Raw genomic sequence first — 13,527 nt, 5'->3', positions numbered from 1 at the left:
ATCTACACACCCAACCCCCACCACGTCAAACCAAAACCACGTGAACCAGCACACATTACCGTTTCAGGCCCTATATTTTTATGGATATTGCCAATTCTTTACCGTTGCTATACGCTTATCTCAACGTTTTCGCAGCGCCTATCGGCACCTCGCAATCGGCGAGAATCTGCGGTTTTACTGACCATTTCGACTGAGGAGCTCTCATGGCAAGCATCTTGGATGCAATCTCTACTGCCTTGTACAGCTACATTCTGATCATTCTTCTGATCGGTACTGGCTTGTACTTCTTTATCCGAACGAAGGCACTTCCACTTCGCATGTTCCGGGAGTCAATTCGTGTCGTTATGGAAAAACCCGAGAAAGATAGCGACTTCTCCTCATTCCGCGCACTAATGATCTCCACAGCCTCGCGCGTGGGCGTTGGCAATATTGCCGGTGTCGCGACAGCTATCGCACTGGGCGGCGCTGGAGCAGTCTTTTGGATGTGGGTTATCGCGACCGTTGGCTCGGCGTCGGCTTTCATCGAATCAACTCTCGCTCAGATCTATAAGCGTCGCTCCCCCCACGGCCACTCCTTCGGCGGTCCCGCGTACTACATCAAGGACGGCTTGGGCAAGGGATGGTTGGCAGTCGTCTTCGCAATTGCTTTGATCGTCACCTACATGGGCGGCTTTAATCTGCTCGCCTCGTTCAACGTGAACCAGGCATTCAGCACATACAGCTGGTACCACGCCAGCTACACTCCGTACATTATTGGCGGCCTGCTTGCTATCGCGATGGCAGGTTCAATCTTCGGCGGAACCCGACGCCTCTCCGACATCACTTCCTTCCTTGTCCCGGTAATGGCAATCATTTACTTGGGCGTCGGAATCATTGTTGTGCTGATCAATTGGCAGAACATCCCCTCGATGCTCGAATCGATCTTTGCAGGCGCTTTCGACTTCAAGGCAATCTTCTCCGGCTTCGCAGGATCGGCAGTCATGTACGGCATTAAGCGTGGCCTTTACTCGAACGAGGCCGGTGTCGGTTCCGCTCCCAACGCCGCTGCTTCTGCCTCGGTGTCCCACCCCGCCAAGCAGGGCCTGGTTCAGATGCTCTCTGTCTTTATCGACACAATGATCATCTGCACAATCACCGCCTTCGTGATCCTCTCCTCCAACATTGAACTTAACGGCGACGTGACCGGTGCCCCCCTGGTTCAGAACGCAATGGCCTCGACCATCGGTTCTTTCGCAGGCCCCTTCACCAGCTTTGCCCTACTGCTCTTCGGCTTCACCACCTTGGTTGGCAACTTCTACTACGCCGAGGTGAACCTGCGCTTCCTCTTCGGCGATAAGCCCACTCCGCACTGGGTATTAACAATCTTCCGCGCCGTCGCTTCGCTGCTGGTCTTTGCAGGTGCACTGCTGGAGTTCTCGGTCGCATGGAACATCGGCGACATCCTGATGGGTCTCATGGCCTTGATCAACCTGCCCGTGATCATCGTCTTGGGCAACAAGGCAATCCGATGCGCCCTTGATTACCAGAAGCAGCGCAAGGCGGGACTTAACCCGACCTTCAAGGCTTCTTCGATCGGCATCACCCAGAAGTTGGATTACTGGCAGGACTAGCTAGGTGTGAGGTCTGGGGGCAGGCCCTAACACCGCCCCCAGGCCTTATTCCCTCGACAAAGTTCTCAAAATAGGAATCCCGGCCACCTCACTGAGGTGACCGGGAATTTCTATACCCAAAAGAACAGGAGATACACAAAGGGCCGGGCAATCAGCCCGACCCAAGTTGTGGAGCTAGGGGGATTCGAACCCCCGACCTTCTCATTGCGAACGAGACGCGCTACCAACTGCGCCATAGCCCCAAGGACCTCACCATCATAGCGGCAGAAGTCCGTTTGGCCAAACGGAGCCCAGTAGGCTCCGTACGCCAAACTACTGAGCGATACGCGAATCCAGCGCGGCCTCGACATCCAAGACAACTGCTTCGTAGGCGACAACTTCCTCGGTCGAACGCGCATCCTTTGGCACTGGGCCAACGGCGATCGGGCGAGCAGGAATACGCGCATCCACCCTGGGGATTCCGCGAATATCGGTATCGGGGTGCACGATACGTCCGCTCAGTCGTGCGCGCATTGCGTAGGTCGGCGCCGGGATGGCAGCAGGAGTCCAAGTGCGACGTTCCACTGGTGCGGGGATCTCTTCCTCGATAACCGAGGCGACAGTCTGCTCGACAGCATCCTGCGCTTGATCTTGAAGATCTTCAGCGAGTTCCTCGGACGCGTCCGTAACCTGGTCCGCGCACTGACTTTCGCCTTCCACACCCTCTTCCGAGGCATCAGAAAGAGAGGAGCGAACAGTTTCAGCTTCGACCGTGGTCACTTCAGTCGATGCCTTCGCGGATGCTGATGACCGGGAGAGCTGGTCGCGAAGCCTATGAAGCTGTGCGACTTCCTCTTCCCCAATGCGCTGGGAACGAATCGCACACGCGCGCGAGAAGACAAGAGTTGCCGCACCCACGACAAAGGGAAGAAGCGGCCACATCCATGACAGCGAGGTCGCTGCGGCACAACCAGCAAGGATCAGGGTTGCAAGGGCAGCCACTGCCACGAGCAGCACACGTCGGCGGGCAGCGGCGGCCTCGGCACTCAAACGGGCGGCGCGACGGGCGCGCAGTGCAGAAATCTCACGCACTCCGCGACTGCGAGCGCGGGCGGCCTCTGCGGTCAGGACCGGAGCATTGTGTACCACTGGAGAGCTCCTTCGTTGCACGGGACGGGTGCCGTTGAGTAGCGCGGGCGAGTTGTCAGCGCATTCGTCGACGGGTACGACGCTAGCCGATTCAACGAGACGCAAGCTGGGAGAAAACCGATCGTTCTCTCGAGATTGCATCATCGCGCTTCGACGAGCAATAAGGTACGGGAGGGTGGCAAGGGTGACGATGACCGCCACTGCAACCAAAACTCCTCCGTATACCACCCTCTAACGCTAAAACCTCAGCACCGTGACAGAGATCTATAGCGGGCGCGTGTCTGTGATCGTTGGAAGAAAAATACCGCAGTACATTCACATGAATCACAGTTGTCACATGCGCACCATTGACAACACGAACAGAAGGAAAACTAGCGCAAGCTTTGACCGTACAAGGAGGCGATCATGCCACCTTGAGGAAGAGACTCTGCGTCCATCGCAAAACTCACGTGGTCGGCCCACGCTCCAGCGATGTTCATATAGCGCTCACGGTAGCCTTCCTCGCGGAGACCAAGCTTGCGGCAAAGACCCAAAGAGCGCTCGTTTTCTGGCCGAACATTAACTTCAATTCGATGCAAGCCGAGTTCACCAATGACCAGGTCCATCATGTAGGCGACAACCAAAGAAGCCACACCCATATGAGCAGCCTCTTGGGCGACCCAATAGCCAAGGATTCCTTGACTCATTGCACCCCATTGCACCTGCGAAAGGGTGAATTGCCCAACGGGCTTCCCATCAAATTCAGGCATCAATATTAAAGAGCGCCCCTCACGTTGATCACGGTCTGCGCGACGCATGTACTCCCACAGGGTAGGAAGTTCTTCCACTGCTCCCGCAGGCAAAGTTGCATCCCACGGATTCAGCCAAGCGGAGTTCGCACGTCGCAGCGAATCAATACGCAGATGGTCGCGCCCCAGAAGGGGGCGAATTGTCATGACCTCAGGAGGCACAGAGGACGACGCGCGAATGAAACCTTCCGAAACTGGATCCTCAATACGCACACTGAAGAAGGACGGATCACGCCCCCACACCGCAGCGGGTGCAAAAAGCTCGCGCAGTCCCATTCCGAATAGGTACCCAATCAGTCTAAAACCATGCAGCGCAGGGTGTCCCCCACGCGCACATTCGTCACGTCTTCGGGGACCACCGCAAGCGCATTCGATTCAGCCAGAGCCGAAAGAAGCAACGAGGCGGGAGCTCCCATCACCTTCGCTTGATAGCCACTGTGGGGGTCTCCCACCAGGCGCACGCGCACGAATTCACGGCGTCCACGAGGCGAATACCACGAGCGGTCTACTCGAGCTTGAACGCTGGGACGATTGAGCACAGTCCAGCCCTGCATGTGGCGCAGCGCGGGACGCACATAGACCTCGAAGCAGACTTGGGCGGAAACCGGATCCCCGGGAAGGCAGAAAATAGGCGTCCCCGCACGCCCTTGGTCATCTCCACCAACGGTACCAACACCGAGGATGTGCCCAGGCCATGCAGCAACCGAATCGAAGCGAACCGTACCAAGTGCCGACAAGACCTCTCGGACTGTATCGCCACTTCCGTAAGAGATACCACCCGTCGTCAAGATCAAATCAGCACGAACCAACTGATCTTCAATAGTTTCACGAAGAACAGACCGTTCATCAGGAACAGCAGACACGCGGAAAGTCTGCGCACCCGCATCAGTGATAGCCGTCGAAAGTGCGTGGCCGTTGGCATCGAAGACCGTTCCTGGGCGCGCTTCACGGCCGGGCTCAACGATCTCATCACCGATGGACAAAATCACCACGCGGGGACGCGGGTGAACGAGAACGCGGGAACGGCCAACGCCGGCGAGCAGAGCCACTTGACGGGCGCCCACACGGGTCCCCGCTCGAAGAACAACGGTTCCTTCTTCCACGTCCTCGGCCTTACGGCGGATGTTCTCCCCCACCGCAGGCTGAGTCTTCGCGGAAACCTTAGAAATGCCATGGTCGCTGAATTCCAGAGCAAGAACTGCATCCGCGCCCTGAGGCATAGGAGCGCCAGACGCGATACGGATCGCGCGGCCTCGGATCAGGGCAGCCGGGTGAATATCCCCTGCGCGGATCTCTTCCGTAACGGGCAGGACAACAGGGGCATCCGGGCGCGCACCTTCAAGGTCAGCTGCAGCAACCGCGTAACCATCGCACGCAGCCAAATCAGCAACCGGCAGGTTGAAGGGAGCCTCAACGTCCTCTGCCAAGACGCAGCTCACGGCGTCTGGAAGCTGAACATCCAGAGGGGGCTGCTGCCCGACGGCAGAAATGCAGTCTTGATAGAAATCAGCGACCGAGCGCATTACAGACCTAGAACTTCCGCCAGACGGCTTTTCAGCTGGGTACCGGCCTCGTTCACCAAGAACTCCGCCAACTTCGGACCGAGCTTCGGGTCTTCCAAAGCCAAGGCAATATTGGCCTCGAGGTAGCCGAGCTTGTCACCGGTGTCGAAACGTCGGTCATTGACAACGACGCCGTACAGGCCGCCGCCGTCCTCGGGATCACGATCGATCAGGCGAGCGAAACCATCAGTGAGCTGGTATTCGCCACCACGACCGGGCTCGATTCGAGTGAGCTCTTCGAAGATCGCGGGGTCGAAGACGTAGCGACCAACAACCGCGTACTCACTCATGACCTCTTCAAGCGGAGGCTTTTCAACAACGCGATCAATACGCATCAGATCGCCATCCTCGAGGGAAACACCTTCGGGGATCTCCAGAGGAGTGACCGAAGTCGACGCGTAGGCAGTCGCCTGTTCAGGAGTCACACGCAAAAGGGCAACAACCGAACCGCCAAGGGCATGGCGCACATCAATCATGTGCTTGAGCAGCGTGGAGTTCGGGTGCATGAGGTCATCGGGAAGCATCACAGCAAAGGGAGCATTACCGACGTGCTGACGGGCCTGCAAAACAGCATGTCCCAGACCCAGCGGGTGTCCCTGACGCACGGAGTGCATGCGCGCAAGCTTGAGGTATTCACGGGAGAGAGCAAGAAGCTCGTCCTTGCCTGCCTTCTCGAGCTCATTTTCAAGACCGGGATCGGCATCGAAGTAGGCTTCGATGGATTCCTTGCCGGTTCGAGTCACGAAGAGCATATCGTCGATACCGGCATCCGTTGCCTCTCGAGCGATATATTCGATTGAAGGACGGTCAACAACAGGCAGCATTTCCTTGGGCACAGACTTTGTGATTGGCAGGAAACGCGTGCCGCGCCCGGCGGCCGGAACAACCGCGTGACGCACAGGTACATTTCGATCTGTCATAGTCACCAGAGTAGTCGAGGAAGGGGCATGGGAGCGAAATGACCATGCATAAAAACTCACTTCGCGCTGAAATTCGTGCGCGCAGGAACCAGTATTGGGATTCCCGAGGCCAGGGCAAGGTACAGGGCGAGCGTGACGCTTTGACCGCGAATTTCCGTCAAGCGCTCGATGCTTTTGGAGTCACTCCCAGCCGCGAGCATCCACTTGCGGCTTTTTATCCAATGGAAAAGGAACCGGATATTTCGGGAATCCTGGCCAGTTTTGACCCCGTTTTACTTCCTGTTCTTGCACACGAGGACGGCACGCTGTTGCGCGAACCCCGCTGGGCTCTTCATTCTCGAGGCGACGAGCTCACTCGCCCCAACCCGCGCTTCCCTGCCCAAAGCCGCGCCCCCATCCGCGAAGCCCCGGCTCTTGAGGCGGCCTCGGTTGTCCTGATCGCCGGGCTTGCAGTCGACGAGGCCGGCACTCGCCTTGGCCAGGGCGGCGGCTGGTACGACCGTGCACTGCTTTATAAGGAAGCGGCGGCCCCTGTCATTGCTTGCATTTTTGATTGGGAGTATCGAGGAAAAGAATTGCTCCCCCATGAGGATCACGATATTGCCGTAGACGGAGTCATTACTCCAACGCGCTTCATTAAACTGGGAATCAAGTGAATAGCTCCTGCACAGGCTGGGCGCAATATGTGAGGAAGACTGCGTATTTTGAGCTTCCCAAGGCACTGGTGTAGCCGATAGGCTTTCTCCTTGGTTGACGCATACGCGTCACGCAACACGTGCGAGTTCGGTGATTCCTAACTGGACTCAGAGCTGACTATCAACAACTCAAGGAGTTTTCCATGCTCAAGGGCTTCAAAGAATTCATTTCCCGCGGAAACGCTGTTGATCTTGCCGTCGGTATGGTGATCGGCGCCGCCTTCACCGCAGTAGTCACCGCTCTGGTTGAGAAGTTCCTCAACCCCCTCATCGGTGGTCTGGTCGGCAAGCCGAACTTCGACAGCTTCCTCGAGTTCACCGTTGGTACCGCAACCGTTCAGCCCGGTGCAATCATCACCGCACTCGTGAACTTCCTGATCGTTGCATTCGCCCTGTACATCTTCGTGGTCATGCCGATGAACGCTCTGAACGCTCGCCGCAAGAAGGAAGAGGCCGAGGAAGCTCCCGCGGTTTCCGAGGACGTCCAGCTGCTCTCTGAGATCCGCGACCTGCTCAAGGCTCAGAGCAACAACTGAATCTGATTCGTATATAAGGTGGCGGCAAGCATCACGCTTGCCGCCACCGTTTTTTCTATGTCATTCTGCGCCAACTAGATCCGCGCTTGGGAGTGCGGAGGGACGTTAGCGGCGAGGCGGGCAGTATTCGACTGATCCGCCTCGCCAACTATATGAACCTTATCAAGAGCATCCTGGCGTTCTTGGTCGGAAACTCGATCCTCCAGTGAGCTAGGGATCCCTCGCGAAATCAGCTTTTCATCGACCTCGTTGACGAAAAGCACACGCCTGCGCTTCCGTGTGCGCATCGCATGTTTTTCGGCTCCTGCGGGCCTATCTCCACTGACTAAATCCGACGCATGAAGGTGCGAATGCGTCACCTCAGAGGCGTCACTCACTTACTATTCCTACGAATCACATGACGCAAGACTGCATCGGTCTGGGCGCCACGACGAGTCAATCCAAGTGCGCGCCAGAGCTCGTCAACGGCCTCTTCTTCGCTGCGTTCAACACCATCGGATGCCACCCACAGTGCGACCTCATCCAATTGATCATCGCTATAGGCAGCCAGAGGCAATCCGCGCGCGATCGCGGGCCGCTCTCCACGCGCGCTATCAACATCGTTTTCAGACTCAGCCTCGGCCTCGTTCTCGCGAGCATCCTCAACCAACTCATCACGGCGCTGACGAGCCTGCGAGGCCTCGTCATCTTCCTGATCCCCATGCGACGCCTCGGCGGAAACAGAAACGAAAGCATCTTCTTCAGCTACGCCAAACTCAGCATCCGGATTCTCAGGAAGCTCCATCACGGGAACAGCGGGACCGTTGATCTCATCAACTGCATCCAGCACCAGCTGGACAATGCGATCCGTTTCCTTTGCGGGATCAATGAAAACCGCCATCGACAATGCGATATGCACCTTCCATCCCTGCTCCTCAAGCATCGAAGGCCACAGGCGATCGCGCACACGCAATGAAGGCTGAGCAACATACTCATCATCATCGGTAAGTACCGCGAGGAGCAGACGTCCCGGAACCTCGGGGTGTCCGATCGCAAGGGGAATCCGCAAACCACCGGGAATACCGATATTTGCAACAACCTCAAGCCCCAAGCCGTACAGACGATCTGCTAGGTCGATGAGCAAACGATCCGGCTCGATCTCCAGGGTCGGCCAGGCATCAATACCCACGCCCGACTGTCCTTGAGCAATCTCAAGCAGGTCGACCAGCATGAGTGCACCACGTTGAGACAGACGCGAAGCATCAATCTCTTCGGGGCGAATCGAAGAGACAACGGTCAGATCTCCACGCACCGAACGCAAGACATCGGCCATTGCTCCTGCACCCGCGGGGGAAGAGAAAACACCAAAGTGATGGATCACGCGACCGTGAGGTGTCTTCGCAAAACCAACCGAAATAATGACGTGGTCGCGGCCTAGGCCTCGTGCGCCATCGGGGTCAACGACCACGAAAGGCTCTACACGCGCGGGATCAAAGAACGAGGCCAGGCCCGGCTCGGCGCCGATCGTGCGTGTCAGTTGGGCGCGGATTCGCTCAGCGTGCTGTGAATTCAACGCAATGACAGCAAGGGAACGATCAGGGGCTGTCGTCGCGTGCTCAAGAACAGCCTCGACAACAGCATCAACTTCCACAGAGGTCGACTCAACGGCTTCACTTCCCGGAGTCGGCATTCCCGTGCCCTCGGTCCACACCGCGGTCACCGGAGCACTGGCAGAAGTCCAGGGAACCGGAACACCCGTGTGGTCAACGCGGTATCGGGCAAGAAGCAATGCCATCTGATCGTTCAAGCGCGTGGGGCGAACATCCATACGCACCTGCGGAAGAACCTCGGCTAGCGCGTCGACGGCATCCTCACTGTGTTCCTGTGCAAGATCAGCAAAAACCACTATCTGCGATGCTCGCGAAATAATCGGGACCAATTCTGCAATGGGCAGCTCATCGATGCCGTCCAAAATTACGACATCGACCTGTTGCTGCTCAGGCAGAATCTGGGGAACTAGCGTCGGAACCGTCAAAATCGCGGGAATAAGCTTCCACGACAAGGAGAATTGCGCGTACAAAGACGTCAGCGGATGCTGGTCTTGGACGGCCAATTCAAGAGCACGCAACGCTTGCGGATCATCGGCCAAAGCCTGCGCACGTACCCGATGCAGACGTGAAATGACCTGCGGGACCAAAGATGCGACCTGACGGCGATCCAAATCTCGGCCCTCGATCAGGGTTTGCTCCAAAGCTGCAGGATCAAACCCACCCAAGCGCGAATCGGTTGCCAGCATCAAGCCCAAGATCGATGCCCACCATGCTAGGTCGAGTTCGGCATCCAGTTGGTCGTCAGCGACATGACGCTGACGAAGATCCCGTGTCAGCGGTTCAAGACCAAGCTCGGACAGAGCCTTCAAGACCGCAACGCGACGAGGAAGTTCGTAACCACCTTCGGGATCGCCGCTGAGCCTCTCGCACAGCTTCGCCAATTCGGCAATTGGCATCGCCTCAAGATCACCGTGAGCCGTCGCAAACATGGGCGTCAGATGCTCAAGATCTTCCGCAACATCCTGAGTCAGTTCCACAGCCTGCGTCAGATTCGATGGCAGTGTCGGCCAGCCATCGGAATCGCAATGCTGACGCCACACATCACGTCGTTCCTGGACGGTCAGCAGAGCACGGTGAAGATCATTGACATGGGTGCCCGGGCGGAGCATGTCCTGCGCTTGTTTAACCAAACGGACTCGCTGAGAACGCGACATCGAAATACCGTGTTCTTGACGCCACTTTTTCGAGGCCGTCGCAATCACCATATCGGCTGCAGAGCGCTCAAAGACTCGAGGCTGGAAGATATCCAGAACCTCACGAACACCCTCGAACATCGACAGCTGTGCGTACCACTGACGCATATCGACAGCGGAAGTGATCCCACTTTCTCCCGCAACCGAGGCCATGATGACTCGCAATTGCGGAAGCGTTTCCTTTGCCAGACGATCGACTCGCTCAAGAACATCAGGAACCTGCTCTTGAGAACCAATGACGATCCCCTTCCAGGGACCTACCTGTGCTTGGCGCGAGAAAACTCCTAGGGCCGAGGCCTCGTGAAGAAGTTCGCGGGCACGCACTCCCTGGTCGGAAGCGATCTCAAGGAGAATATCCTCGCCAAGGCGTACACGAGTTCGAGGAGCGGGCTTTGTTGCCGTCAGATCAGTCAGAACCTGAAGCGCATTGAAAGCACTCACACCGAAATTCTTAAAGGGACGGTGCAAATAGGTGGTGTAAGAAGACAAAGTTTGACGGATGGTCCGCAAACGCGCACGCATCTGCGCAACTTCGGCCGTATCTTCAACCAAGTTCGTGTCTTCAGCCGCGTGAAGAAGCTTCTCGCCCAGTAGTGCATCGGTCGCATTCGAGCCGTCAATACGTACCGCGGCATCATCGATACCGAGCTCACGAAGACGCCCGTAAACCGCAAGGGCGCGCGAGGGCGAACCTGCAATATGAACCAGTGTGCGTCCATTCGCGGCACTATCGGCAATAATCGCAGAGATAAGGGAAGCATCATCGGCACCAGAAGGCGTATCAACGATGAAGGAATGGCCCTCTGCAACGGCCTCAACAACATCTTGTTGACGCGGGGTCAGATCCCCTGCACCGCGTTCCTCATCGGGGTCACGGTCATTGGGATTGGACTGGGGAAGAGGAGCAGAAATCGCGCTTCTGGCCGCTGCATCCCCAGCAAGAGCGCGGATAATACGGTTCTTCATCAAGTGAGCGGGACGATCGAGTTCGCGAAGTAGAAGGGCAGCTGGGTGCTCAAAAATACCGATGGTCAGTTCTTCGCGCACATCGAAGTTGTCCAGAACCGAGGCAGCTTGACGCGCGTGGTCCAAGACAACCGAAGCCGAGAAACCGTGGGTCTGAGTGGACAGGTGCGCAACCTCGTCCATATCGATGCGGACATTCTTTTCCGCGAGTGCATCTTCGAATGCGGGGGACAGTTCCATCCCGTGACGCAAGGTGATAACAACATCATCACCTTCAACGGCAAGACGCAGCGGGCGAAGGAAAACGGGGGCGCTTTGCCTGGCATCACCACTGCCCCACTGCGCGTGACCGATGGCAATGTGCACAGGGGCAACACCGTGACGCATTGTCATTTCGTGGGCGAAAGAAATCAGGGAACGTGCGCGCTCAAGAGCACGCTTATGGGCCACACTTTCACGGATCAGGCTGGACAATTTCGTGGGTCGTCCGGCATAAAGCTGCGCCAATCCTCCCGGGTGTGCCTCAGAAACGGTCAGGCTTGGGAAAGAGTTCCCACCTTCCTGCGAAGTCAATAGGCGCAGTTGCGCACGCCATTCTTGGACAACATGGTCGCTGGGCGCGCTCGGCGTTTCGGGAACGGCATCTACCGGTTCCCGTGAGGAATCTTGCGTCGATCGAGAAAAGAAATTAACGGCCACAAAACCACCGTAATGGAAATGACTCCTTTGCCACGAGAGGGAACGCCGTAAGGCAAGATTTTCCCAGCACTCGGGCTACCGAGTCCGGCTGCCCGCAGTGACTTAAGCTATCCCCATGAGCACTGTTGCAACTGATTTTGCGTCCAAGCTGGGACCGCTGGTCGAATTGGCCGAACGCGCTGGTATTTCCAGTGAGCACCTTCTCCCCTACGGATTTGATCTGGCAAAGATTGATCTGGCAGCTGTCGACACTTCCGCTCCCCAACGAGCCCGCTACGTCGTTGTGACGGCAACTTCCCCCACACCTTTCGGCGAGGGAAAAACGACGACTGCTATCGGCCTCGTTCAGGGGTTGGCACTTGAAGGTGCTAGCGCCACTTTGACAATTCGCCAGCCCTCAATGGGCCCGACTTTCGGTGTCAAAGGCGGTGCGGCCGGCAATGGCAAGAGCCAGGTCCTTCCATTCGAGAAGATGAATCTGCACCTGACCGGCGATTTCCACGCGATCACAGCTGCACACAACCTGCTGTCCGCAATGATCGATAACCACCTGCATCAGGGAAATGAGCTCCACATCAAGGAACGCTCCATCACGTGGCCTCGTGTGCTGGACGTTAATGACCGCTCTTTGCGCCACGTCGTCACGGGTTTGGGGGGTGCAATTGATGGCGTGACTCGTCAGTCATCCTTTGATATCACCGCCGCCAGCGAGGTCATGGTCATCATGTCCCTGGCCACCTCTTACGCCGATCTCCGCGAGCGTTTGGGTCGTATTGTGATCGGTCAAAATGAGGCCGGCGAATATGTCACCGCCGAGGACCTCAAGGCTGCAGGAGCAATGGCCGCGCTCCTTCGCGATGCACTCTGTCCGAACCTTTTGCGCACAACTGAGGGCAGCCCGGTCCTGGTTCACACCGGCCCCTTCGGCAATATTGCAACGGGATGTTCCTCGGTGATCGCGGATCGCCTTGCTGGCCAGCACAGTGATTACGTGGTGACCGAGGCCGGTTTCGGCGCAGATATGGGCGCCGAGCGTTTCTTCGATATCAAGTGCCCCGTGGGCGGCTTGCGTCCCGATTGCGCGGTGGTCGTCACGACGGTTCGCGCACTCAAGTCCCACTCGGGTCATTACAAGCTTGCTCCGGGCAAACCTCTGCCCGATGCTATGACCGAGGAAAACGTCGAAGAGATTCGCACGGGTAGCGCAAACCTTCTCAAGCACATCGAGATTGTCCGCGGTTTTGGCCTGAACCCCGTGGTTGCGATCAATGTCTTCCCCACCGATCACGAGGCCGAGCTCGCTGAGATCGAGGCGATCTGCGCCGAGGCCGGGGTGCGCGTTGCGCGCTCCCTCGGTGTCGTTGAGGGCGGCGAAGGCGCGCGTGCCTTGGCGCGCGAAGTCCAAGCAGCCTGTGAAGAATCCGATCCTTCCGCAATCCACCCCCTCTATGAGGACGAGGATTCCTTGAAGGAAAAGATCGCGAAGGTTGCTGCGATGTACGGTGCTGCGGGTGTTGATTACGCCCCTGCAGCAGCTAAGCGCCTCAAGGAATATCAAGAGGCGGGTTATGGACGCCTGAAGGTCGTCGTTGCGAAGACTCCGATGTCACTGAGCGCCGATCCACAAGCAAAGGGCGCTCCTACCGGGTGGACGCTTCCCATCCGTGAAGTCCGTCTTGCGGCTGGGGCCGGCTACGTCTACGCAATTTCGGGAACGCTCTCAACGATGCCCGGTTTGTCGGCTCACCCCGCAGCAGAACGAATTGGACTGACCACTGACGGTGAAATCACCGGGGTGAAGTAAGCCTCACGCAGCTGCGCAAAAGGCTCCCTGTCGATCA

10 protein-coding genes and 1 tRNA gene are annotated in these 13,527 nt (G+C 57.4%); 4 read left to right on the top strand and 7 right to left on the bottom strand.

Translation table 11 applies throughout. From position 1 onward, the window contains the following. Positions 1 to 203 precede the first annotated feature (203 nt). A complete protein-coding gene (locus tag RW023_RS05995) occupies positions 204 to 1,610 on the top strand; it encodes an alanine/glycine:cation symporter family protein (RefSeq protein ID WP_315580340.1) in 1,407 nt (468 codons plus the stop codon). A 169-nt stretch (positions 1,611 to 1,779) separates the two neighbouring features. Here the strand turns inward: RW023_RS05995 and RW023_RS05990 are convergent. The 5 genes from RW023_RS05990 to RW023_RS05970 all read right to left on the bottom strand — a co-directional run bounded on the left by RW023_RS05990 (position 1,780) and on the right by RW023_RS05970 (position 6,008). Next, positions 1,780 to 1,852, bottom strand: a tRNA-Ala gene (locus RW023_RS05990). A gap of 70 nt (positions 1,853 to 1,922) precedes the next feature. Then, a complete protein-coding gene (locus tag RW023_RS05985; RefSeq protein ID WP_315580339.1) occupies positions 1,923 to 2,738 on the bottom strand; it encodes a hypothetical protein in 816 nt (271 codons plus the stop codon). A gap of 371 nt (positions 2,739 to 3,109) precedes the next feature. After that, on the bottom strand, positions 3,110 to 3,802 hold the full coding sequence (locus tag RW023_RS05980; RefSeq protein ID WP_315580338.1) for a GNAT family protein: 693 nt from the start codon (positions 3,800 to 3,802) through the stop codon (positions 3,110 to 3,112). 17 nt (positions 3,803 to 3,819) lie between these two features. Beyond that, entirely contained in the window at positions 3,820 to 5,049 is a 1,230-nt protein-coding gene (gene glp, locus RW023_RS05975; RefSeq protein WP_315580337.1) for a gephyrin-like molybdotransferase Glp, read from the bottom strand. Continuing rightward, positions 5,049 to 6,008 carry a UTP--glucose-1-phosphate uridylyltransferase gene (locus RW023_RS05970; protein ID WP_315580336.1) on the bottom strand — a complete coding sequence of 320 codons (960 nt, stop codon included), beginning with the start codon at positions 6,006 to 6,008 and terminating at the stop codon, positions 5,049 to 5,051. The genes glp and RW023_RS05970 overlap by 1 nt, the downstream gene beginning before the upstream one ends. A gap of 38 nt (positions 6,009 to 6,046) precedes the next feature. Between RW023_RS05970 and RW023_RS05965 the strand changes: the two genes are divergently transcribed. Then, positions 6,047 to 6,664, top strand: a complete 618-nt coding sequence (locus tag RW023_RS05965) for a 5-formyltetrahydrofolate cyclo-ligase (protein ID WP_315580335.1) — start codon at positions 6,047 to 6,049, stop codon at positions 6,662 to 6,664. Positions 6,665 to 6,846: 182 nt separating this feature from the next. Then, positions 6,847 to 7,239 carry a large conductance mechanosensitive channel protein MscL gene (gene mscL / locus RW023_RS05960; protein ID WP_315580334.1) on the top strand — a complete coding sequence of 131 codons (393 nt, stop codon included), beginning with the start codon at positions 6,847 to 6,849 and terminating at the stop codon, positions 7,237 to 7,239. 74 nt (positions 7,240 to 7,313) lie between these two features. Here the strand turns inward: mscL and RW023_RS05955 are convergent, their stop codons facing one another. Then, a complete protein-coding gene (locus RW023_RS05955) occupies positions 7,314 to 7,616 on the bottom strand; it encodes a hypothetical protein (RefSeq protein ID WP_315580333.1) in 303 nt (100 codons plus the stop codon). After that, a complete protein-coding gene (locus tag RW023_RS05950; RefSeq protein WP_315580332.1) occupies positions 7,613 to 11,686 on the bottom strand; it encodes a prevent-host-death family protein in 4,074 nt (1,357 codons plus the stop codon). The genes RW023_RS05955 and RW023_RS05950 overlap by 4 nt, the downstream gene beginning before the upstream one ends. A gap of 115 nt (positions 11,687 to 11,801) precedes the next feature. Between RW023_RS05950 and RW023_RS05945 the strand changes: the two genes are divergently transcribed. Continuing rightward, positions 11,802 to 13,490: a formate--tetrahydrofolate ligase gene (locus tag RW023_RS05945; protein ID WP_315580331.1), complete on the top strand. Its 1,689-nt coding sequence runs from the start codon at positions 11,802 to 11,804 to the stop codon at positions 13,488 to 13,490. Positions 13,491 to 13,527 lie beyond the last annotated feature (37 nt).

It is taken from the genome of uncultured Actinomyces sp., assembly GCF_963542285.1.
GTDB lineage: Bacteria > Actinomycetota > Actinomycetes > Actinomycetales > Actinomycetaceae > Pauljensenia.
The sequence above is the reverse complement of the archived record's forward strand: the minus strand, read 5'-3'. Positions and strand labels throughout refer to the sequence as shown.